The sequence below is a fragment of the Rhizobium sp. Root1204 genome, from assembly GCF_001424965.1.
Lineage (GTDB): Bacteria > Pseudomonadota > Alphaproteobacteria > Rhizobiales > Rhizobiaceae > Pararhizobium.
Genome location: NZ_LMCZ01000006.1, coordinates 164,215 through 187,004, shown reverse-complemented (window position 1 = coordinate 187,004; position 22,790 = coordinate 164,215). Strand labels below are relative to the sequence as shown.

20 protein-coding genes are annotated in these 22,790 nt (G+C 60.1%); 12 read left to right on the top strand and 8 right to left on the bottom strand.

Annotated features, from left to right (window positions below; translation table 11 throughout):
- Nucleotides 1–19: 19 nt before the first annotated feature.
- Nucleotides 20–1,147 (top strand): FAD-binding oxidoreductase, encoded by a 1,128-nt coding sequence (locus tag ASC96_RS08450; RefSeq protein WP_060502579.1) that lies wholly within the window; start codon nucleotides 20–22, stop codon nucleotides 1,145–1,147.
- On the opposite strand, the gene ASC96_RS08445 is transcribed toward ASC96_RS08450, so the two are convergent.
- Both ASC96_RS08445 and ASC96_RS08440 read right to left on the bottom strand, forming a co-directional pair.
- Entirely contained in the window at nucleotides 1,122–2,657 is a 1,536-nt protein-coding gene (locus tag ASC96_RS08445; protein WP_082511987.1) for a UdgX family uracil-DNA binding protein, read from the bottom strand. The genes ASC96_RS08450 and ASC96_RS08445 overlap by 26 nt on opposite strands.
- Nucleotides 2,657–3,889, bottom strand: coding sequence for a putative DNA modification/repair radical SAM protein (locus ASC96_RS08440; protein ID WP_060502848.1), 1,233 nt, complete (start codon nucleotides 3,887–3,889; stop codon nucleotides 2,657–2,659). Before ASC96_RS08440 ends, ASC96_RS08445 begins: the two co-directional genes overlap by 1 nt.
- Before the next feature lie 124 nt (nucleotides 3,890–4,013).
- On the opposite strand from ASC96_RS08440, the gene ASC96_RS08435 reads away from it, so the two are divergent.
- A complete protein-coding gene (locus ASC96_RS08435; RefSeq protein ID WP_060502578.1) occupies nucleotides 4,014–4,574 on the top strand; it encodes a type 1 glutamine amidotransferase domain-containing protein in 561 nt (186 codons plus the stop codon).
- Nucleotides 4,575–4,598: 24 nt separating this feature from the next.
- Nucleotides 4,599–5,102 carry a pyridoxamine 5'-phosphate oxidase family protein gene (locus tag ASC96_RS08430; protein ID WP_060502577.1) on the top strand — a complete coding sequence of 168 codons (504 nt, stop codon included), beginning with the start codon at nucleotides 4,599–4,601 and terminating at the stop codon, nucleotides 5,100–5,102.
- 59 nt (nucleotides 5,103–5,161) lie between these two features.
- Here the strand turns inward: ASC96_RS08430 and ASC96_RS08425 are convergent, their stop codons facing one another.
- Nucleotides 5,162–5,758 (bottom strand): flavin reductase family protein, encoded by a 597-nt coding sequence (locus tag ASC96_RS08425; RefSeq protein WP_244481947.1) that lies wholly within the window; start codon nucleotides 5,756–5,758, stop codon nucleotides 5,162–5,164.
- Between the two features lie 251 nt (nucleotides 5,759–6,009).
- Between ASC96_RS08425 and ASC96_RS33295 the strand changes: the two genes are divergently transcribed.
- A complete protein-coding gene (locus ASC96_RS33295) occupies nucleotides 6,010–6,186 on the top strand; it encodes a hypothetical protein (protein WP_164491976.1) in 177 nt (58 codons plus the stop codon).
- A 16-nt stretch (nucleotides 6,187–6,202) separates the two neighbouring features.
- Here the strand turns inward: ASC96_RS33295 and ASC96_RS08420 are convergent, their stop codons facing one another.
- Nucleotides 6,203–7,117, bottom strand: a complete 915-nt coding sequence (locus ASC96_RS08420; RefSeq protein WP_060502576.1) for an AraC family transcriptional regulator — start codon at nucleotides 7,115–7,117, stop codon at nucleotides 6,203–6,205.
- A 191-nt stretch (nucleotides 7,118–7,308) separates the two neighbouring features.
- Between ASC96_RS08420 and ASC96_RS08415 the strand changes: the two genes are divergently transcribed.
- The 7 genes from ASC96_RS08415 (at nucleotide 7,309) to ASC96_RS08385 (ending at nucleotide 17,184) form a co-directional block, all read left to right on the top strand.
- Nucleotides 7,309–8,781, top strand: a complete 1,473-nt coding sequence (locus ASC96_RS08415; protein ID WP_060502575.1) for an alpha-glucosidase/alpha-galactosidase — start codon at nucleotides 7,309–7,311, stop codon at nucleotides 8,779–8,781.
- Between the two features lie 173 nt (nucleotides 8,782–8,954).
- The gene (locus tag ASC96_RS08410) at nucleotides 8,955–11,042 is read left to right on the top strand and encodes an ABC transporter substrate-binding protein (protein ID WP_060502574.1); all 2,088 of its coding nucleotides are present in this window, start codon (nucleotides 8,955–8,957) and stop codon (nucleotides 11,040–11,042) included.
- 79 nt (nucleotides 11,043–11,121) lie between these two features.
- On the top strand, nucleotides 11,122–12,135 hold the full coding sequence (locus tag ASC96_RS08405) for an ABC transporter permease (RefSeq protein ID WP_060502573.1): 1,014 nt from the start codon (nucleotides 11,122–11,124) through the stop codon (nucleotides 12,133–12,135).
- Nucleotides 12,132–13,253: an ABC transporter permease gene (locus ASC96_RS08400; protein ID WP_060502572.1), complete on the top strand. Its 1,122-nt coding sequence runs from the start codon at nucleotides 12,132–12,134 to the stop codon at nucleotides 13,251–13,253. The genes ASC96_RS08405 and ASC96_RS08400 overlap by 4 nt, the downstream gene beginning before the upstream one ends.
- 10 nt (nucleotides 13,254–13,263) lie before the next feature.
- Entirely contained in the window at nucleotides 13,264–14,934 is a 1,671-nt protein-coding gene (locus tag ASC96_RS08395) for an ABC transporter ATP-binding protein (RefSeq protein WP_060502571.1), read from the top strand.
- A 17-nt stretch (nucleotides 14,935–14,951) separates the two neighbouring features.
- Nucleotides 14,952–16,322 carry an alpha-glucosidase/alpha-galactosidase gene (locus tag ASC96_RS08390; protein WP_060502570.1) on the top strand — a complete coding sequence of 457 codons (1,371 nt, stop codon included), beginning with the start codon at nucleotides 14,952–14,954 and terminating at the stop codon, nucleotides 16,320–16,322.
- 115 nt (nucleotides 16,323–16,437) lie between these two features.
- On the top strand, nucleotides 16,438–17,184 hold the full coding sequence (locus ASC96_RS08385) for a hypothetical protein (RefSeq protein ID WP_060502569.1): 747 nt from the start codon (nucleotides 16,438–16,440) through the stop codon (nucleotides 17,182–17,184).
- A 93-nt stretch (nucleotides 17,185–17,277) separates the two neighbouring features.
- Here ASC96_RS08385 and ASC96_RS08380 read toward each other — a convergent pair whose 3' ends face one another.
- The 4 genes from ASC96_RS08380 to ASC96_RS08365 all read right to left on the bottom strand — a co-directional run bounded on the left by ASC96_RS08380 (nucleotide 17,278) and on the right by ASC96_RS08365 (nucleotide 21,473).
- A complete protein-coding gene (locus tag ASC96_RS08380; protein WP_060502568.1) occupies nucleotides 17,278–18,882 on the bottom strand; it encodes a DUF1963 domain-containing protein in 1,605 nt (534 codons plus the stop codon).
- A gap of 366 nt (nucleotides 18,883–19,248) precedes the next feature.
- Complete coding sequence (locus ASC96_RS08375; RefSeq protein ID WP_060502846.1) at nucleotides 19,249–19,935, bottom strand: D-lyxose/D-mannose family sugar isomerase; 687 nt, start codon at nucleotides 19,933–19,935, stop codon at nucleotides 19,249–19,251.
- A 22-nt stretch (nucleotides 19,936–19,957) separates the two neighbouring features.
- Nucleotides 19,958–20,743 (bottom strand): SDR family oxidoreductase, encoded by a 786-nt coding sequence (locus ASC96_RS08370; protein WP_060502567.1) that lies wholly within the window; start codon nucleotides 20,741–20,743, stop codon nucleotides 19,958–19,960.
- Nucleotides 20,736–21,473 (bottom strand): FCD domain-containing protein, encoded by a 738-nt coding sequence (locus tag ASC96_RS08365; protein ID WP_060502845.1) that lies wholly within the window; start codon nucleotides 21,471–21,473, stop codon nucleotides 20,736–20,738. The genes ASC96_RS08370 and ASC96_RS08365 overlap by 8 nt, the downstream gene beginning before the upstream one ends.
- Nucleotides 21,474–21,596: 123 nt before the next feature.
- Between ASC96_RS08365 and uxuA the strand changes: the two genes are divergently transcribed.
- On the top strand, nucleotides 21,597–22,772 hold the full coding sequence (gene uxuA, locus ASC96_RS08360) for a mannonate dehydratase (RefSeq protein ID WP_060502566.1): 1,176 nt from the start codon (nucleotides 21,597–21,599) through the stop codon (nucleotides 22,770–22,772).
- Nucleotides 22,773–22,790: the final 18 nt, after the last annotated feature.

The window sequence follows — 22,790 nt, the reverse complement described above, 5'->3', positions numbered from 1 at the left end:
GAGCAGGGGACGAACTGACATGCAGACATTCGACGTGGCCATCATCGGCGGCGGCATCGCCGGGCTGTCGCTCGCCTATTTTCTCAGCCCCCATCGCTCTGTCGTCGTGCTCGAACGGGAAACGGCGCTCGGCTACCACAGCACCGGCCGCTCTGCCGCCGAATTCGTGCTGCGGTACAATGCGCCGGAGGTCTGCCAACTGGCAGCGATCGCCAAGGATTTCTTCGATAGCCCGCCGGATGGATTTTCGGACATCCCGCTGTTGAAGCAGCGTGGCGGCGTGATGATCGCCACGGCCGAAAAAGCCAAACGTCTGGGGGAGGTTTTCCGCGCAGAAATCGGCTTTACGCCCGAGCTGGAAATGCTGGACGAACAGGACCTGTTGACGCGCCTGCCGGTCCTGAAACCCGGCTATGCCGCCGCGGCATTCTACGATCCCAACTTCTGGGATATCGAGGTGGAAAGCCTACTGCAGGGCTATGTCAAAGGCGCGCGCCGCAACGGCACGGAGATCCGCGAGCGCCACGCGGTTCTGTCCGCCAGCCATGATGGCCAGGCTTGGACCATCGAAACGTCATCAGGCGCTGTCCGTGCCAAAACCGTGGTCAATGCGACCGGTGGTTGGGCTGATGCGATGGCGGAAATCTTTAGCGTCGAACCACTCGGCATCATCCCGCATCGCCGCACGGCCATCACGGTCGATCTTCCGGAGGGGATCGATATCTCCGACATGCCGGAGATCAATGAAGTCGACGAAGACTTCTACATGAAGCCCGATGCCGGCCGGCTCTTCGCCAGCCCGGCCGACGCCACCCCATGCGAACCCGGCGACGTGCAACCGGAGGAACTCGATGTCGCCTGGGCCGCCCATTATGTCGAAGAAGCGACCACAATCCCAATCCGCCGCGTCGCCAAGAGCTGGGCCGGTATGCGCAGTTTTTCGCCCGACAAGCTGCCGGTGATCGGCTTTGCGCGAGATCATCGGGATCTCTTCTGGCTCGCAGGTCAAGGCGGTTACGGTATCCTGACTTCACCGGCCCTTGGCGCTTTGGCTGCCAGTCTTTTGACAGGTCAACCTCGGCCGGAAGGCTTTAGCGTAAAGGCACTTGATCCCTCAACGTTCAACCCACTCCGATTGACGGCTTGATATCACCCGTTGCGGGTACCCTCCACTCCACCGCGGGATGAGACATCGCCTGCCTCCCGAAGGAGGCCGCACGAGCAATGTCCGAGCGAAACCGCGCCATTTCTTCCAGCCTGCGTCCCTCATCCGGGATGCGCAGGAGATAGGCCGGATGCACGGTGACAAGCAGCAACTGCCCGTGGCTAAGCTGCAGCATCTCGCCGCGCAAATCGGCCAGACGCTGCCGGCTATCGGTCAGCGCCATCAGTGCCGTTGACCCCATTGCCACCACCAGCTTCGGCTTGATCAGTGCCAGTTCCCGCGTCAGCCACCATTTGCAGTGCTGCACTTCCCCGACATTCGGCTTCTGATGGATGCGGCGCTTGCCGCGCGGCTCATATTTGAAATGCTTGACGGCATTGGTGACATAGGTCTCCTTGCGATCCAACCCTGCTTCCTGAGCAGCTGTATTGAACACCGCGCCCGCTGGGCCGACGAAGGGCCGCCCGGCCAGATCCTCCTGATCGCCCGGCTGTTCGCCAACGATCATGATCCTGGCATCCTGCGGTCCTTCGCCAAAAACCGTCTGCGTCGCACTGCAATGCAGGGGACAGCGCGTGCAATGGCGTGCCTCCTCGCGAAGCTCCTCAAGCGTCCCTGCCGACGCCTGCACGATGTCCGGCTCGGCTCGGGCGAGGGCCTGCAGCCGTTGGTGAAACAGCGGGGCTTCGCTCGCTGCCCGTTCGGCCATGGCAACGACGCTCGCCTCGGCTCCGGCAATCAAGCCCGGGATGAGTTCCGCCTCCGGCAGGTTCTTCCAGTATTTCTTCGGCATCTCCGTCATCATCATCTTCACCTTCAGACGGGCCGGGTTGAAGATGTTGGAAAAATAGGTTTGCCATAGCCTATCGGTGCTATCCACCAGCATCGGATTTGCCGCGGGTTCCGTTGAAATCGTCAAGGCGTCGCCATCCCAGGCCGCCGTCCCTTTCGGCGTGGCGATGATCCAGTCCATGTCGGTAAAACGGCGCTGGAAGAACGGCGCGGCGCGCGCAACGATATGATGATCGGGCTCGAACCAGGCCAGAAAACGCCGGCGCGCATATCCCTGCTCGGCATCGATCTCCTTGAAGCGGACGAAGGCCGTCATCTTGTGGCAATCGCGCCGCACGGATTTTTCCATCGCATGCAGCTGGGCCACGTCGGCATCGGAGAGCACCTGCAGAAGCGTGCGCTCACGCTGCAGCCGAAAAAGAATCCGGTAGAGAAGCTGGAAACGCAGGGGATCGCTGTGGCAGATCACAGCTTGTGCCAATGACAAAAACGCCTTTGGGACAGTCACGGCCGGCACGGACGCTGCAGCGGTATTAGGCGCCTGCGGTGCTTCGGCAGCAGGTCCGAACAGATCGTCCACCGCACCGTTCCTGCAACGCCAGTCAATCATTCGCGGCTCTGTGCGGGCAAGCAGCAGAGTTCGGGCAGCCTCCCGCCACTCCGTCAAATCTCCCCGGCCCTCCAACGTAACCGTTACCATCACAAAAGCGCCAGCTGTTCGGGTTTGGGCTCGAACATGGCCCGCAGATCAGAGCGATCGATCAGCCGATGCGGTGTCCAGCCCTCGGTGACGACGAAGGACTGCACTTTCTTGATCGAGACGTGCAGGCGCGCCAGATCCTCCAACCGCAAACGGCGGTGTCGCCGGGCAGACAGAATGCCGCTGACGGCCTTTGTTCCCAACCCCGGCACCCGCAGCAGCATCTCGCGTTCCGCCGTGTTGATATTCACCGGAAAACGATGGCGATTGGCCAGGGCCCAGGCGAGCTTCGGGTCCAGTTTAAGGTCCAGCATACCATCCGGCTGGTTCTCGGTAATTTCCTCGATGCCGAAACCGTAGAAGCGATAGAGCCAATCGGCTTGGTAGAGCCGGTGTTCGCGCATCAAGGGCGGTTTGATCAAAGGCAGATTTTTCGAGGCGTCGGGGATGGGGCTAAAGGCAGAATAATACACCCGGCGCAGTCCGTAGCTGCCATAGAGCCGTGCGCTGGTGCCAAGTATGCCCTTGTCATTGGTTTGATCAGCCCCGACAATCATCTGCGTGCTCTGGCCCGCCGGTACGAAACGCTTACGCCGCTTCGTCTGCAGTGTCGGCTCGCCGGCAGCCTCGATCTTCAGCCTGAGTTCACCCATCGATTTACGGATGTTGGCCGGCCGCTTTTCCGGCGCCAGCCGGGTCAGCGCAGAATCAGTCGGCAACTCGATGTTGATAGAGAGACGATCGGCATAAAGTCCGGCCTGCTCGATCAACAGTGGCGAGGCCTCCGGGATCGACTTCAGATGAATATAGCCACCGAATTTGTGGGTGACACGCAATTCCCGTGCGATGCGGACCATTTCCTCCATCGTGTAATCCGACGAGCGGATGATCCCCGACGAAAGAAAAAGGCCTTCGATATAATTGCGCCGGTAGAATTCCAGTGTCAGCCAGATGACCTCCTCGACGCTGAAGCGTGCCCGCTCGACATTGCTGGACGACCGGTTGATGCAATAGGCACAATCGTAGATGCAGAAATTCGTCATCAGGATCTTGAGCAGCGAAATGCAACGTCCATCCGGCGCATAAGCGTGGCAAATGCCTGACCCTTCGGTCGATCCCAAGCCGCCGGACTTGGACGAATCCCGCTTCACCGTCCCGCTTGAGGCGCAAGACGCATCGTATTTGGCGGCATCGGAAAGGATGGCCAAGCGTTCATTCAGCGATTTCTTCATATTGTTCATGATATGTTCTTTTCCGATCTTCGTCAACGTGAGGAACCCGAAAGATCGGAACGATTGGCGGAGGCGGCCGTTGTAGGCACGAACCCTCTCAAATCTTGAAGAAGGAGATGGCCTCATGCCGTTCATCGACAAATCCAAAATCCTCATTCTTGCCACCCATGGCTATGAACGCTCCGAACTGCGCGTGCCGCTGGACGAGCTGAAAAACCGTGGCGCGAGCGTCAAGATCGCTTCTCTCGACAACGATCCTATTAAGAGCTGGGACAAGAAAGACTGGGGCGACACGGTGAATGTCGACCTCCTTGCCAGGGATGTGAATATCGACGATTTCGATGCACTTGTTCTGCCCGGCGGCCAGATGAACCCTGACATTCTGCGTCACGATACGGATGCGATGCGCGTTGTCAGGGAATTCGTCGCGTCCGGCAAGGCTGTCGCAGCCATCTGCCATGCGCCTTGGCTGCTCATCGAGGCCGATGCGGTGCGTGGTCGCAAGATGACGTCCTATATCTCGATCAAGACCGACATGAAGAATGCCGGGGCGATCTGGTCGGATGAGGCTGTCGTGACCGATAAGGGCATCATCACTTCGCGCAATCCAGGCGATCTGCAACCATTCATCGCCAAGATCGTTGAGGAGGTCGAAGAGGGCCGCCATGAGCGCCGTGCCGCCTGATCCCGCCGCAGGAAAGGAAAAACAATGGCCGATCTTTCAAAGACCAAAAATGATCCGTTACAACAGCTGTGGGACGTGGCTGGCGATATCCATGCCGGGATGCTGGGCGTCGAGGGCTCCAAGCAGCATATGCAGCCGATGGCACCTTTCATCGAAAAGGAAACCAATTCAATCTGGTTCTATTCCAGGGCCGATAGCGATCTCGTCAAGGCAGTGCGTACCGGCGACCGGGCGCATTTCTGCATCATCAGCAAGGACCATGACTATCACGCCTGCCTCGCCGGCATGATCGACGAGGTGGAATCCCGGACGCATATCGAAAAATTCTGGTCGCCGATGGTGGGCGCCTGGTTCGAGAACGGTAAAGACGATCCATCCCTGACGATGCTTCAGTTGAAGCTCGATGACGTGGCAATCTGGGCCTCTTCGAACAGCACGCTGCGCTTCGGATGGGAAATGGCCAAGGCCAATCTGACAGGCAAGGAGCCGGATCTCGGCGTCCATACCCAGATATCACTGCCACACTGACCCCTCATCGGTGTGGATCTGGCGTCCCGTCCCCGTTCCTCGGGGGCGGGGCGTTTTCATCAGAGCGAAAAGCGGCCGTATCGGCCATTGCTATAGACCAAAGAATGTCCGTCGCCAGCAACGATGGAGACGACGCGGCCGAGAATGATCGCGTGGCTGTGGCGTTCGATCACCTCGTCCACTTCACAATCAATACCAGCCAACGCACCGCGCAGGACAGAAGCCCCGCTTGCCAGCGTAAACCACTCTGCTCCGTCATAGCGCTCGCTTCCCTTCAAACCGCCCTTGCCGGCAAACCGGTCGGCGACATCCTGCTGGTCGGCGCTGAGAATATTGACGCAGAAATGCCCGTAGCGGCTGATGATGGGCCAGCTGGACGAGCTGCGATTGATGTTGACGATCATCGTTGGCGGATCGACGGACAGAGCAGTGGCTGACGTCACTGTCGCGCCGGTCCGTTCGTCACCAACGCCGGCGGTAATGACGGAGACACCACCCGGCATCCGCCGCATCGCCGATTTCAAGGCATCCTCATCCGCCACATGCGGAAAGGACTGCCCCTGTGGCGCGATGGTTCGGTCGAGCGAATTTCTCAAAGCGAGGTTCATGCGGGTCCACTCTTTTGCCGTCTCGTTCACGATGGCCGATTTACGCATGGAAAATGCCCTCGTCTCAAGCAAAGAACACCCGTGGCCGCCCGGGAAGCCGGATCGCTTTTTCAATCATCATAAAATTTATAGATTATATTATTTTCTAAAGGGAGACGAAATTTGCCAAGCTTGGATGCTCCCCGAATGCAGCTTCGCCAAATAGGATATCAAAAGTATAGACTATTGACAGTCGCATCAATTGTGTCAGGATTGTGTTAACGGCCGTTAACCGGTCCACGGAAACAGCGGAGAACGGAATGTTTTATCACGGTGGAATGACACTGGGTTACCTGACACCTCCGGTGAAAAAAGAAAAGGCCATCCGCGTGGAAATGCCCGTTCGCCAAAGCCGCGAAGAGCAGACCGAGTATGAACAGGAGCGCGATCAGGAACTGAGCCGCGCGTTTCTCACGCCCTGGCACCTCTTCTACTGATCCGTAGGCAGATAGACTATTGGGCCGCCACCGCGCCACGGCCATTGGCAGCGATAGAGGAATACATGCCCGTCGTGCGGAATTCCGTCGGGCTGGCGCCGAAATAACGGCGGAACACCTTGGCGAAATAATTCGGGTCTTCGAAGCCCGCCATGATCGCCACCTCCTTGACAGAGAGATGCGCCGCATTGGTCAGCAATTTCGTGGCGCGCCGCAACCGTTTACGCAGCACGAATTCGGCTGGTGGCATGCCCTCGCTGGCGGCAAAGACCCGAGAGAAATGCGCCCGGCTGAGACCCGAAACCTCAGCGAGGGTCTCGACCGGCAACGGGCGCTCAAGATTGGCCATGATGTGGTCGATGACATGCTGCATCGTCCGGTATTCCTGGCCGATAACAGGATGCGAGCCGAAAACATCGTCATACAACACCATCGCCGATTCATATGCGATGGCGGACGCATTGCCCGGGGCCTCGGCGCCACCGGAAATCAGCCGCAGACTGCAATCGGCAAGACGCTCGATCGTTTCCGGCTTGAGATTGAGGATCGGCCCGGTGGTCGCAAGAATCGCCTTATGGATGCGCAACGCTTCCTCACCGTTCATGGAAATCCAGAAAAACTCCCAGCGTCCGTTCCGCTCCAGCCAGTAGCGGTGATTGTGGGGCACCAGAACCAGCAGGGTCTCGCCCTCGCGCACCCGATAGGTGCGGTTTTCGTAGCGCAGGTTTCCCGCGCCGGCGATCGTGTGCTGAAGCACGGTGAACGGTGTCTGCCCGCGCTTGCGGCCATCCCAGTCATAGGTCTCGTCGGTGCGGATTTCATAGCCCGTGCTGGTCGGCATTGTGTGCAGGCTATGGCGTCCGCGCGGCAGGGAAACCGTCCGCATCACCGGTCCATTCTCGATCAGTCGTTTCAGCATAGAATTACCCATGAAAGCATAATACCTCTCTGGCGGCACCTTTCATTATACGCATAATGCCCCTCAACAAAGCAAGATGACCGGATTGGAACGGCATCGACAGGGAGAACCGGCACGCAGAGTGCGTTTGATCGCAATGTGTCCGGTGCATTGATTTTACCCTGTCCGTTCTTCCCGGCCAAACGACCAGCGACGAGGACAGCATGAGCAGCTTCAAGATAGCCATTATCGGCGCCGGCAGTGTCGGCTTCACCAAGAAACTCTTCACCGACATTCTCTGCGTGCCGGAGTTCCGCGATGTCGAGTTCGCGCTTACCGATTTGAGCGAGCACAATCTCGGCATGATCAAGTCGATCCTCGACAAGATCGTCGCCTCCAACAACTTGCCCGCCAAGGTCACCGCCTCGACCGACCGCCGCGAGGCAATATCGGGTGCGCGCTACATCATCAGCTGCGTCCGCGTCGGCGGTCTGGCAGCTTACGCCGACGATATCCGCATCCCCTTGAAATATGGCGTCGACCAGTGCGTCGGCGATACGATCTGCGCCGGTGGCATTCTCTACGGCCAGCGCAATATTCCGGTCATCCTCGACTTCTGCAAGGACATCCGCGAACTGGCCGAGCCGGGCGCGAAGTTCCTCAACTATGCAAACCCGATGGCGATGAACACCTGGGCTGCGATCGAATATGGCAAGGTCGATACGATCGGTCTTTGCCACGGTGTCCAGCACGGCGCCGAACAGATTGCCGAAATCCTCGGCGCCAAGGATGGCGAACTGGATTACATCTGCTCCGGCATCAACCACCAGACCTGGTTCACCGATGTCCGCGTCAAGGGCCGCAAGATCGGCAAGGATGAGCTGGTCGCCGCCTTTGAGGCACATCCGGTCTTTTCACAGCAGGAAAAGCTGCGTATCGATGTGTTGAAGCGTTTCGGCGTCTATTCCACCGAGAGCAACGGCCACCTGTCGGAGTACCTGCCTTGGTACCGCAAGCGGCCGGAGGAAATTACCCGCTGGATCGATATGTCCGACTGGATCCACGGTGAAACCGGCGGCTACCTGCGCCATTCGACCGAGACCCGCAACTGGTTCGAGACCGAATATCCGCAGTTCCTGGAAGACGCAGGTAAGCCGATCGATCCGGCCCGCCGTTCCAACGAACACGCCAGCCATATTCTGGAAGCACTGGAAACCGGGCGCGTCTATCGCGGCCATTTCAACGTCAAGAACAACGGCGTCATCACCAACCTACCGTCGGACGCGATCATTGAATCGCCCGGCTTCGTCGATCGCTTCGGCATCAACATGGTCGCCGGTATCACGCTGGCGGAAGCCTGCGCTGCCACCTGCATGTCCTCGATCAATGTCCAGCGCATGTCGGTTCACGCCGCCATCTCAGGCGACATCGACCTCCTGAAACTCGCGGTGCTGCACGATCCGCTGGTTGGCGCCATCTGCACACCGGAAGAGGTCTGGCAGATGGTCGATGAAATGGTCGTCGCCCAGGCCGAGTGGCTGCCGCAATATGCCCATGCAGTACCCGCAGCCAAGGAACGCCTAGCCAGGGGTACCGTGAAGACCCGTGACTGGAAGGGCGTTGCCCGCCGCGAAGTGCGCTCGATCGATGAACTGCGCGCCGAGAAGGAAGCAACGAAGCTGAAAGCCGCAAGCTGAGCTGCAGCAAGACGCGCAAGACCCGTTTGCTTGAGGAGGAAATCGGTCTGAGGGTGGGCAATCCGTTGCCCGCTCCATTCCGGCAGATGGCAGGATGCCGTCATGCCGGACGCTTTTAGGAGGAGAGCCGCCCATACCGGGCCGGTCTAAAGCATGAGGGAGAAACAACGACAATGAACAGCTTTCGCCATCTGAAAACGACCAGCGCGCTGCTTTTGGGCGTGTCGGCATTCGCCGTGTCGGCAATGGCTTCCGAGCCGACCGTGGTGCCCGAGCAGCCGGCCTTCCCGGCACAGGGCAAGATCACCTACGTGCCGCGCGATTCCATCCTCGAATACAAGGCCCTGCCGGAATATCACGAGCCCGACTGGGTCACCGAAAAATTCGTCAAGGCCGGCAAGCTACCGCCGGTTGCCGAGCGCCTGCCGAAGGAGCCGCTGGTCTTCAAGACCGGCAATATGCCGGATGGCGTTGGCGTTTATGGCGATACGATGCGCCACGTCATCGGCGGCCGGCCGGAAGGCTGGAACTATTCCGCCGGACAGACGCAAGGGTGGGGCGGCATTGATATCGAAATGTCTGAATGCCTGACCCGCACCGCGCCGCTTTATCAGGTCGAGGCGAAGGACGTCGAGCCGCTGCCGAACCTCGCAAAACGCTGGGAATGGTCGGAAGATGGCCACAAGCTCACCATGCACCTGATCGAAGGTGCCAAATGGTCGGATGGCGTTCCCTTTTCCTCCGAAGACGTGATGTTCTACTGGGACGACAATGTCGTTGACCCCAATGTCTCGCCGCTCAATGGCGCAACGCCGGAAACCTTCGGCGAAGGCACGACACTGAAAGCCATCGACGCCAACACCGTCGAATGGACTTTCAAGGAGGCTTTCCCGCGCCAGTATCTCTACTCCATGGCGTACGGCACGTTCTGCCCCGGTCCGGCCCACATTCTCAAGACCAAGCACCCGAAATACGCCAAGGACTTTACCTACGACCAGTACAAGAACGGCTTCCCGCCGGAATACATGAACATTCCGATCATGGGCGCCTGGGTTCCGGTCGAATACCGTCCCGACGATATTATCGTCATGCGCCGCAATCCCTACTATTGGAAGGTGGACGAAGCCGGCAACCAGCTGCCCTATCTCAACGAGCTGCACTACAAGCTCTCGACCTGGGCCGACCGCGACGTGCAGGCGATTGCCGGTTCCGGTGACCTCTCCAACCTCGAACAGCCCGAGAATTTCGTCGAAAGCCTGAAGCGCGCCGCCCAGGATACCGCACCGGCACGCCTCGCGTTCGGTGCCCGGCTGATCGGTTACAATCTCTATATGAACTTCTCCGGCAATGGCTGGGGCGAACCGGACGAACGCGGCCAGGCGGTGCGGGAGCTCAACCGCAATGAGGACTTCCGCAAGGCCATCACCATGGCGGTCGATCGCAAGAAGATCGGCGAATCGCTGGTCAAAGGCCCCTTCACCGCCATTTATCCAGGCGGCCTTTCTTCCGGAACAAGTTTCTACGACCGCCAGTCGACCGTCTATTATCCGTTCGACTTGGAAGGCGCCAAGGCCCTCCTCGAAAAGGCCGGCCTGAAGGACACCGACGGCAACGGCTTCGTCAACTATCCGGCCGACAAGCTTGGCGGCAAGGATGTCGAGGTCGTGTTGCTGGTCACATCCGACTACAGCACCGACAAAAACCTCGCTGAAGGCGTCGTCGGCCAGATGGAACAGCTGGGCATTCGGGTAGTGCTCAACGCGCTCGACGGCAAGCAGCGCGACGCGGCCAACTATGGCGGCCGCTGGGACTGGATGGTGCTGCGTAATGGTGCAGAACTGTCATCCGTGGTGCAAAACACCCCGCAGCTCGCCGCAACGGGTCCACGCACCAGCTGGAACCACCGCGTGCCGGAAGGTGGGCAGCTTGATCTGATGCCGTTCGAGCAGGAGCTTGTCGATATCGTCAACAAGTTCATTGCCTCGAGCGACAATGACGAACGCACGGAGTTGATGAAGCAGTACCAGAAGGTCGCCACTACCAACGTCAACTCAGTCGGCCTGACCGAATATCCAGGCGCGCTGATCGTCAACAAGCGCTTCTCGAACATTCCGGTCGGTGCGCCGATCTTCATGTTCAACTGGGCGGAAGACACGATCATCCGCGAACGGGTGTTCGTCGCCGCAGACAAGCAGGGTGATTACGAACTGTTCCCTGAGCAACTGCCCGGCAAGCCCGGCGAAAAAGGCCCGATGAACTGATCGATAGACTCCGCTTCCCAGGCCGCGCCATCAACCCGGCCTGGGAAAATCCCAAAACACACAAGAGAACCTAACAGCCATGTTCCGATTTCTGCTTGTGCGCATCGCGTCAGCCATACCCGTCCTTTTCGTGCTCAGCGTGGTCACCTTCGCGATCATCCAGGCACCGCCGGGCGACTATAGCGACTATATCCGGTCGCAGATGATCAACCAGGGCGGCGCATCCTTCGAGGAAGCCGACGCCCAGGCGCAGGCCTACAAGGTCGCTAACGGGCTGGATAAGCCGATGGTCGTCCAGTACGTCAACTGGATCACCGGTATCGTCACGCGCGGCGATTTCGGCCATAGCCTGTTCTACAACAAGCCCGTTTCCGAGGTCGTCGGCGAACGCCTGCCGCGCACGCTGGCTCTGGCGCTGGTCTGCCACATCCTCGCTTCCATTATCGGCATCACCTTCGGCATTCTTGCCGCCACCCGGCAATATACGTGGGTCGATACCCTGCTCTCCGGCATATCTTTTCTTGGCATGACGGTGCCGCGCTTCCTGATGGCACTGATCATCGTCTATATCCTGGTGTTCCACTTCAACGTCACCGAGATCAACAGCTTCCACTCCGCCAAATATGGCGGCGCGCCGTGGTCGTGGGACAAATTCGTCGATCTCCTGAAACACGTCTGGCCGGTCATCGCCATCGCCACGTTCGGCGGCCTCGCCTACAATATGCGCGTCATGCGCGGCAATCTGCTCGATACGCTGAACGCCCAATATGTCGAGACCGCGCGGGCCAAGGGCCTCTCCGAAAGCGCCGTCATCATGCGTCATGCGGTACCGAACGCGCTGCATCCGCTTGTCATGTATCAGGGCGTCGTGCTGCCCTATATGCTGACCGGCGAAATCGAAACCGCGATCATCTTCGCGTTGCCGACCGTCGGCCCGGCCATCGTCGGTTCGATGTGGGTCGGCGACGTCTATGTCACCGCAACCTTCATGCTGGTCCTCTCCGCCACGCTGATCGTCGGCAACATCATCGCCGACATGCTGCTGGCCCTACTCGATCCTCGTGTCCGTCTGGGTGGAGGAGCGCACGCATGAAAGCCGACGTTCAAAACACGCTCACTGTTCCGGTCCCCGCCGCACACCATCACAACGAAACCTATCTCGCGTTAGTCTGGCGCCGCCTGAAGCGCTCCTGGACGGGAATGGCCGGCCTCATCCTCGTCTGCCTGCTGATGCTGATGACGATCTTTGCCGAGTTCTTCTCTCCCGTAGACCCCAAGCTTACCGGCGTCGCCTTTGCCCCGCCGCAGACGATCTCGATCACCGATCAGGAGGGCAATCTCGTCTGGCCGCGCACCTACCAGATCGGTGAAGGCACCGAGCTTGATCCTATCACCTTCCAGCCGATCGTCGGCCCGGACTATGCCAACCCGCAGAACCTTGGCTTCTTCGTCAAGGGCTTCAGCTACCGGCTACTCGGCCTGATCCCCACCGACCGCCATTTCTTCGGCGCGACCGACGGTACGCCCGTCAACTTCCTCGGCACCGACAAGTTCGGCCGTGATGTGCTGTCGCGCATCTTCCATGGCTCCCGCGTCTCGCTGATGATCGCGTTGACGGTGGTGTTCATCGTCACCGTCGTCGGCACCACCGTTGGCATGGTCTCCGGTTATTTCGGCGGCCGCTTCGACACCTGGATGCAACGCTTCGTCGAGCTTGTCCTCGCCTTCCCACAATTGCCGCTCTATCTGGCGCTGACGTCGCTGATCCCGGTAACGGCGCCCACCAACGTCTTCCTCGCCTTCGTCATCTTCGTCATGTCGGCGCTCGGCTGGGCGCAGATGTCGCGCGAGGTGCGCGGCAAGACGCTGGCGCTTGCCCGCATCGACTATGTCCGGGCGGCGATGGCGATCGGCGCCACAGACCGGCGTATCATCTTCCAGCATATTTTCCCCAATGTGATGAGCCACGTGATCGTCTCCGTGACGCTGGCAATCCCCAGCGTGGTGCTGCTCGAATCCTTCCTCGGCTTCCTCGGCTTCGCGGTCAAACCGCCGCTGATGTCCTGGGGCCTGATGCTGCAGGATACCGCCACCTATTCAGTCATCGGATCCTACCCCTGGATCCTTTCCCCCGTGGCCTTCGTGCTGATCACCGTCTTTGCGTTCAATGCGCTCGGTGACGGCCTGCGCGACGCCGTCGACCCATACTGAGGAGACGACCATGGCACTCGTGGACATCAGCACACTTGCCCCCGAACAGCGGCACGACCATGCCGCCGCGATCGGTACCCCGATCATCGACGCGCGCCATGTCGGGGTGACGTTCAAGGTCGAGCATGGCACTATCGACGCCGTCAAGAACGTCTCCTTCCAGCTTTATCGCGGCGAAACCATCGCGGTCGTCGGCGAATCCGGCTCAGGAAAATCGGTGACGGCCCGCACGATCATGGGCCTGCTCACCAAGCGCGCCAGCGTCTCGGAAAAGTCGAGCATCGAGTACGACGGCAAGAATGTGCTCAAATTCTCCGACCGGCAGCGCCGGGCGCTGCGTGGCAACCGCATTTCGATGATCTTCCAGGAGCCGATGAGCTCGCTCAATCCGGTCTATACGATCGGCGCTCAGATCATCGAGGCGATCCGCGTGCACCAGAAGATGAATCGCAAACGGGCGGCCGAGCGCACGCTGGAACTGCTCCGCCAGGTGCAGATCCCCGATCCGGAAACCCGCCTCAACCAGTATCCGCACCAGCTCTCCGGCGGCCAGCGCCAGCGCATCATGATCGCCATGGCGCTTGCCAACAATCCCGACGTGCTGATCGCTGACGAGCCGACGACCGCGCTCGACGTCACCGTGCAGGCCCAGATCCTCAACCTGATCCGCGACCTGCAGAAGACGCTCGGCATGGCGGTGATCCTGATCACCCACGACCTCACCGTCGTGCGCCAGTTCTCTGATTATGTCTACGTCATGCAGAACGGCGAGGTGAAGGAACACAACACCACGCCGGCGCTTTTTCAGAACCCGCAGCACCCCTACACGAAGCATCTGCTCAACTCCGAGCCGAAGGGCATGGCCAATCCGATGCCGGTTGATTCCGCCGCCATCCTCGAAGGCCGCAATGTCCGGGTTTCCTTCATGCTCAAGCATGGCGGCTTCTTCAAACCGCAGCTGAAGGAACTGGTCGCGGTCGATAGCCTCAGCCTCAAGCTGCATCGCCACGAAACGCTCGGGCTCGTCGGCGAATCCGGCTCGGGAAAAACCACCTTCGGCCAGGCGCTGGTCAAGCTTTTGACGGCTGAGAGCGGCGAAATCCTGTTCGATGGCCAGTCGATCGAAAAGAACAGCCGCGAACAGATGCGCCCTTTGCGGTCACGCATGCAGATCGTCTTCCAGGACCCCTTCTCGTCCCTCAACCCGCGCATGTCGGTTGGTCAGATCATCGAGGAAGGCCTGATCGTCAACAAGCTCGGAGCCACCCGCAACGAACGGCTGGACCGGGTGAGGGAAGCGCTCAACAGCGCCGGGCTGCCCAACAACATTCTGTCGCGCTTCCCGCACGAATTTTCCGGCGGCCAGCGCCAGCGCATCGCCATCGCCCGTGCGGTTGCTCTGGAGCCGGAATTCATCCTGCTCGACGAACCGACTTCAGCGCTCGATCTGTCGGTGCAGGCCCAGATCATCGAACTGCTGCGCAAGCTGCAGGACGAGAAAGGACTGAGCTACCTCTTCATCTCCCACGATCTCAAAGTCGTGCGCGCACTCTGCCACCGGGTGGTGGTGATGCAGCATGGCAAGATCGTTGAAGAGGGTCCGGTCGAAGACGTTCTTACCCATCCCAAGACCGCCTACACCGAACGGCTCGTCCGCGCCGCCTTCGACGTAGCCGCCTAAAGCAAAGAGGCCTATCCATGACCAGACAACCCAAGATCACCTTCATCGGCGCGGGCTCGACCGTGTTCATGAAAAACATCATCGGCGACGTGCTGCAGCGCCCGGCGTTATCAAGCGCAAAGATCGCGCTGATGGACATCAATCCGCAGCGACTCGAGGAAAGCGAAGTCGTCGTCAGCAAGCTGATCTCGACGCTCGGTGCCAAAGCCACCATCGAGCTGCACTCCAATCAGCGCAAGGCGCTCGATGGCGCCGATTTCGTCGTCGTCGCCTTCCAGATCGGCGGCTTTGAGCCCTGCACGGTTACCGATTTCGAAGTGCCGAAGAAATACGGCCTGCGCCAGACCATTGCCGATACGCTCGGTGTCGGCGGCATCATGCGTGGCCTGCGCACCGTGCCGCATCTCTGGTCGATCTGCGAGGACATGATGCAGGTCTGCCCCGAGGCAATCCTCTTGCAATACGTTAACCCGATGGCGATCAACACCTGGGCAATCGCCGAAAAATACCCGAAGATCAAGCAGGTCGGCCTCTGCCATTCCGTCCAGGGAACGGCGATGGAACTCGCCCACGATCTCGATATTCCCTATGAGGAGATCCGCTATCGTTCGGCCGGTATCAACCACATGGCCTTCTTCCTGAAGTTCGAACACCGCCAGGCCGACGGTTCCTACCGCGATCTCTATCCGGATCTCGTGCGTGGCTACCGCGAAGGCCGGGCACCAAAGCCGACCTGGAACCCGCGCTGCCCCAACAAGGTCCGCTACGAGATGCTGACCCGGCTTGGCTATTTCGTCACTGAAAGCTCGGAGCATTTTGCCGAATACACGCCCTATTTTATCAAGGAGGGCCGCGAGGACCTGATCGAGAAATTCGGCATTCCGCTCGACGAGTATCCGAAGCGCTGCATCGAACAGGTCGAGAAATGGAAGGGTCAGGCCGCCGCATTCCGCTCGGCCGACAAGATCGAAGTCGCGCAATCGAAGGAATATGCTTCCTCGATCATGAACTCGGTCTGGACCGGCGAACCCTCGGTGATCTACGGCAACCTGCGCAACAATGGCTGCATCACCTCGCTACCGGACAATTGCGCCGCCGAAGTGCCGTGCCTAGTCGATGAAAACGGCATCCAGCCGACCTATATCGGCGCCCTGCCGCCGCAGCTGACGGCGCTGATCCGCACCAACATCAACGTGCAGGAACTGACGGTGGCGGCAATGATGACCGAAAATCGCGAGCATCTCTATCACGCCGCGATGATGGATCCGCATACGGCCGCAGAACTCGATCTCGACCAGATCTGGTCGCTCACCGACGATCTGCTCGCCGCCCACGGAACCTGGATTCCCGAATGGGCCCGCGTATCGAAGAAGGTCCAAGCCGCGTAACGTCCCTCCCCGTTGCGTGACAGGAAGCCCCGGAACAATAATTCCGGGGTTTTCCTTTTGTCCGAGGTGTGGTCGAAGGGAATGACACATCGCCGATCCCCTGCAGGAGACAAACATGCCCGCCACCCTCGCCCGCCAACTGTCAGACGCCGACAATCAGGGTATCCGGCTAACATCCGCATCGCTCACTGAGCCCGCCACCCCGGCGGAAGCGTTTGCCGTGCAGCGCGAGACGCTGGCCTTGAACAATTGGCTGACCGGCGGCTACAAGGTGGCAATCCGCCCCGATGGAAGCTCGGTCTCGGCACCGATCGCCCATATCACCCATGCCAGCGAATCGGGAACCGCGGGTTTCGAGCGCCCCGCCGTCGATGCACTGGAAGTGGAAATCTGCTTCGTGCTTGGCAAGGATCTCGCCGCCCCCGGCACCACGCCCTATACCCGTGAAACCCTGCTCGATCATGTCGCCGCCATCTATTCCGGCGTCGAATTTCTGGGCCACCGGCTGGATAACGGCGGAAGCTCGCCCGCCCTGCTGTTCCTCGCCGACCGTCTCGGCAATGCCGGCTACATATTGGGCGAAGAACTGCCAGCGAAAGTGATCGAGCCCGGGCAGGTCTATCCGCTGACCATCACCGTCAATGGCGACACGGTGTTTACCGGCCCCGGCAAACACCCCAACGACGACCCTGTCGCCGGTTTTCTGGTCTTCGCCAACGCGCTGACGGAAACCGTCGCCAAGGGCCGCATCATCACCACCGGTAGTCTCTGCGGCGCCATCCCGACCCCCGCCCGCGCCGCCATCGCCATCAGCGGGTTTACCACACTGACAGTCACTGCGGCATCGACGCGGGAGGGATGAGGCGGGGGGATCTTGCGTGCTTCGGAGAGGCAGCCGCCTGCCATCTCCGGGGCAAGCATAGACAAATGACTGCCGGACGTTACAGGGCCAGTCTCAATTCGTGATCTGCGCCATGACCTGGCCAAATTCACCGCGCTCGAGGTCTGCCCTGCTGATCGTGAGTACGAGGTCGTACGTGTCTCCCCACATCCAGTTCATCAGATGGCTGGTGGGCAACTGCAACAGCGTCACTTCGCTGTCCATCGCAAACTGGTGAACATAACCGTCAGGCACGTGCCGCATCGCTCCCATTTCGTATTGCGCGTCGAAAGCCGCCTGTTCCTCGACCTTCGCCCGCCACGCCACCGGCAGCGAACGAGGATCGGAGGCGTAAAGATACGTTGCATGCTGCTGTGCGAGCACTGCCCAGTCCGATAGCCACCCACCAACTCTTGGTGCACTCAGCGTGGGAAATGCTTGCCGGGTCAGCGCACCATCCTTCTCTGGCGTCTTCATTGCCGCAAGTCTGGAGATCAAGGCATCGACCCTCGCTTCCGAGAAAGGCTCGGCCTCCGCTTCCGTTGCGGTCTTCGCGCGCAAGGCCTCTACGTCTGGCAAGTGGGTTTCCCAGGCCGATATCCGTTGCTTGGTCCAAGCCAAATTCGCTTCCGCCCGTTCCCGCGTCATGCCCGGAAGCCATGCCGGATCAAGTAATACCTGATCCAGAACCTCGATATTGGTGGCGAGCTGCTGTTGGTCCCGCCTTAAGTTTGAGCGTACGTAAGCAATGGCGGTATCGAGCAGCAGCAAGGTGGTTGCCCAATCGAACGGTTTCCAGCCCGGCTCGGTCAGGGCAAAACCCGTTTGATAACGAACCGCACGCGGATCGCCGTCCCGGCCACCACTCACCGGTTCGCGAACCAACGGGTCTTCTTCCGGTGAAGGTACCCAGACCACATCGACCGGCCACTTCGGAACATCCCTCCGGGCAAGCGAAGTCCAATCCATGGTTGGTATCTCGCTGAGGTATAACCATTCGGAATCAACCGGCAGAAGCGGCTGCACCGGAGCACCGCGAGACTGGGTATGAAGTATCTTCGCGACGGTATAGCCCTCCTCGGAGCCGAGGAAAAACGACAGCCAGCCGGCGCGTGGTCCCACGCCATCCCAGAGATCGGCAGGAAGGCTGGAGCAATCGATCTGGGCTAGGAATTCTGCCGGTTTTCCATCGCAGACCGGCCATGCGGTGCCTTCGGGCAGCGATGGCGTTCCGCCAAACCAGCTGCGCGGCGGCACACCGACCAAGATCGGCACCTGCGGCACAAGCCGGACGAAGGGTTTCGGCCGCTGATTGGCAGTCACCATCTCGTGCTCGCGTGCAACCTGTTCGATAGCGCCGATCAGGAGGTTCTTCATGAATTGCTTGTTCTCGGGGCTCAACTCGCTCTGGGGCGACCGATCCACCGCACGCCGCATGCGTGCCGGCGTAATTGCGGCAGGCTCCGGCTCTAATGGCCGCGCGGTGCGGGGGCTGCCATAATAGACGAGAATCGGCAGAAAGAGCGTTAGGAAAACAAGAAGCGCCTGAGTATTGGTGTGGCCCAGCCAGGAGACCAGGCCGATCCGTATAGTGGCGTCGATCCCTTCAACCGCACGCGGCACTTTCTCGGTAAAGCTTGCCAGCAGCCCGGTGCTGAAATGGACAGTGAGCAGCAGCATAAGGGCAAAAACGATAACGGCACGTCCCACTGTGTTCATCGCTACCTCGAAGATTAGATCGACAGACAATTATTGGTTGTAATTATTGATAAGTCGTCAAACGGGAAGCGAATATGGAGGGAATCGGACGTGTGTTATTTGGCACATCTTCCCCCGCGTCCGTCTTCCTCTCCTCGGGTTTAACCCGAGGACCTGTGGCAGGATCCAGCTCCCGCGCGTCCGCACGGTGAGAAAACTGGCCAACCCAAAAGGAAGAGAATCCCCTTGCGACATAGACGCGGCGCGCTGGATCCCGGAACAAGTCCAGGATGACAGGGAAATTGGAGGCCCAAAGCCGAACGAAACGTCAGGCAAAGGCCCGACCGCCTACCGCAACCACCCCGCATAATCCGGCACCAGCAGATGCAGCGGCGCCTCGTCTTCCTCGATACCGGAAAACCGCGTCACGGCCGGATCCTCGAAGATATTGTCGGTATTGTCGTCGTTGACGGTCGAAACCTCGGCGACAAAGACATCGGCGCCCTCGCCCCAGAAGGCGTGCCAGTCGCCGGGCATCAGCGTCACGCTTTCGCCTGGGGAAAGCTTCAGCTTGTAGCCCGGCGCCAGATCGCGCCAGATGCCGTCCGTCGCCACCCGCGTTCCCTTGTTGCGATCGCATTGCCCGCCGGTATCTCCGAACAGCTCGATCACCAGCGTACCGCCGCCGCGATTGATGATGTCCTCGGCCTTGAGGATATGCCGGTGCATCGGGGTCAGCTGGTCCTTTCGGGCGATCATTGCCTTTTCCGCATAAAGCATGCCGCGTCCCCGCTGCAGGTCGGCAAAACGTCCGTTGCGGACGGTGAAGAGAAACAGTCCGGTCTTTTCGAAATCGCCAAGACCGAAATCGGTGATATCCCAACCGAGCGACGCACTAGTGATCCCGTCGATCTCGCCCTTGCGCGCCTGCATCTCGTCCGGAGACCAGCGCGAAAACGGCGGCAGGATGAAGCCGAACGAGCGCATGAAAGCCTCGCTCTCGCGCATGATGGCATTGATGGCGCTGCGTTTCATCGGAATGCTCATTGTCTCTCCCTCAGCGAACGCCGATGCCGGCCGTCAGGCCGCCGTCGATCCGGTGATCCGATCCAGTGATAAAGCCCGCCTTGTCGGAGGCGAGGAAAGCCGCAAGCACGGCCACCTCCTCCGGCTCGCCGATCCGCCCCAGCGGATGGGCGGCGCCGAAGCGTTGAAACACGCCGTTGATATCGGCATCGGGACCTTCGAATGTCCGCGCCGCCAGTTCCAGGATGGGCGTGCGCACCGAACCCGGGCTGATCGACACGACCCGGATGCGGTCAGTGGCAAAATCCAGCGCCATCGCCCGCGTCAAGGCATGGATCGCGCCCTTGGAGGCGACATAGGCGGAGACGCCGCTCTGGCAGGCATGGCCCTGCACGCTGGAGAGGTTGACGATGACGCCGCCGCCGCGCCTGCGCATCTCCGGCACGCCGAATTCCGCCGTCAGGTGGATCGAGCCGACATTGACGGCCATGCAGCGCATGAAAATCTCGAACGGTGTCGTCTCCACCGTGCCATAGGGGTGAACAGCGGCCGAGTTGACGATGATGTCGATGCCGCCGAACGCCGCCACCGCGGACGCCATGGCACGCTGCACATCGGCGGGGACGGACACATCGGCGTGAAAGACGGTCAGTGCAAGGTTCTCGGCCACCGCCATCGTCTCAAGCTCGGCATTGGCTGCCTGATCGATCCCGAGCGAAGCAACGGCCGCGCCCTGCCGGGCGAGATGCAGAGCAACGGCGCGGCCGATACCCGTCGTTCCGGTGACCACCGCGACTTTTCCGGTAAATTCACGCATCGCCTACCTCCCGTCCACTGGCCGCTTCCAATCCTGCGGTTTGTCCGCCTCGCGCCGCCGGAATGAACTCCAGCCCCGCATCGAGATGCCGGTCCATATGATAGGCGAATCCGATCCGGTCACGCTCACGCAGCGCCTTGACGATATCGGCATGTTCGGCGGTAACGTTTTCAAGCACCAGCCGCTGCGACTTGCCGGCCAGCATCAACCGCCCGATCACCGGTTTCAGCATGCCGTAGGTTTCCGACAGCGTGCGGTTTCCGGCCGCATCCACCATCAGCTTGTGGAACTGATAGTCGAGTTCGGACGCCTCTTCCGGCGTACCCGCCTGCCGTATCCGCGCATTGAGCATCTCCATCCCTTCAAGGGTTTCCTCGGTGATCCGGGTCGAGAGCAGATCGAACAGGTTGATCTCGGTCAGCCGCCGGTAACCCTGGACATCGCGGAAAGCATCGACGGAAATGTCCATGGCAAAGGAAAACAGATCGCGCATCGCCGTCTGGTGCTGATCCGTCAGCACGGCACCGACCTTTTGTCGGGATTCGGCCACGCCATAGGCCTTCAGCGTCCGGAAGGCCTCGCGCACCGTGTTGCGGCTGGCATCGAACATGACGGCGAGCTCCGCCTCGCTTGGCAGAACGTCGCCGACGGTCAGGCCACGCTCGCGGATAAGGTCGCGGATGTGGTCCACCATTCCGTCAACGGCAGAACCCCGCACGCCGTTCTCCATGCCATTCTCCTTGCCCAGCTTGTGGCAGCATATGTCCGACATAATGATCGGATCAACACTCCCGTATTGATTTTCCGAAAATTAACGCATTAATTGTCCAACATTATAACAGGAGAGATGGACATGCTCGAAAGCTGGCGCTGGTTTGGACCACAGGACCCGGTTACTCTTTCGGATGCGCGCCAAGCGGGCGCACATGGTGTCGTCACCGCCCTTCACCATATTTACGATGGCCGTATCTGGACACCGGATGACATTGCCGAGCGTATGGCGCTGGTCCGGAAAGCCGGAATGACCTGGTCCGTCTGCGAGTCCATTCCCGTCAATTCCGCAATCAAGCGGCGCGACGGCGAATGGCGCCGCTATCTCGATGCCTGGAAACAGAGCCTGGCCAATCTCGGCAAGGGCGGCGTGCCGGTGGTTTGCTACAATTTCATGCCGGTGGTCGACTGGACCCGCACCAACCTGATGTACCCGACCGAGGCCGGCGGCTTCGCGCTGCGCTTCGACATGATCGATTTCGTCGCGTATGACGTCTTTGTGCTCAAGCGCCGCGCCGCCGAAGACAACTACGCGCCGGATGTCATCGAGGCTGCAAGACAGCGGCTTACAGGAAAGAGCGAAGACGAAATCCTGACACTCGAAAAGAACATCATTGCCGGCCTGCCCGGTGGCGAGGATAGCCATACGCGGGAAAAAATCCGCGCCGAGATCGCCAGCTTCGATGCCGTCTCATCCGATGACATGCGCGCCAATCTGATCGAATTCCTCAAGGAAGTCGTGCCGGTTGCGGCGGAAAATGGCGTCCGGCTCGCCATCCACCCGGACGACCCACCCTTCTCGCTGTTCGGCCTGCCCCGCGTCGTATCCACGGCGGGCGACGTTCAAACCATCCTCGATGCAGTCAATGAGCCGGCAAATGGCATTACCTTGTGCGCCGGTTCCTATGGCTCGCGCACCGGAAATGATGTGGTTGCGTTGGCAAAGCGCTTTGCCGATCGCATTCATTTTGCGCATCTGCGTAACGTCAGCAAGGAACCGGACGGCTCCTTTATCGAATCCGAACATCTGGCCGGTGACGTCAACATGGTCTCGCTGATTTCGGCCCTGCGCGCCGAGGAGCGGCGGCGCGAGAAGGAAGGGCGCAGCGACACCGTCATCCCGATGCGGCCGGATCACGGCCATCTGTTGATCGACGACCAGAAAAAGACGGTCAATCCCGGTTATTCCTGCATCGGTCGCCTCAAGGGCCTCGCCGAACTGCGCGGCGTCATCGCCGCCGTCGATCAGTTGACTTAGAAAGGTTGAGGCGCGGGA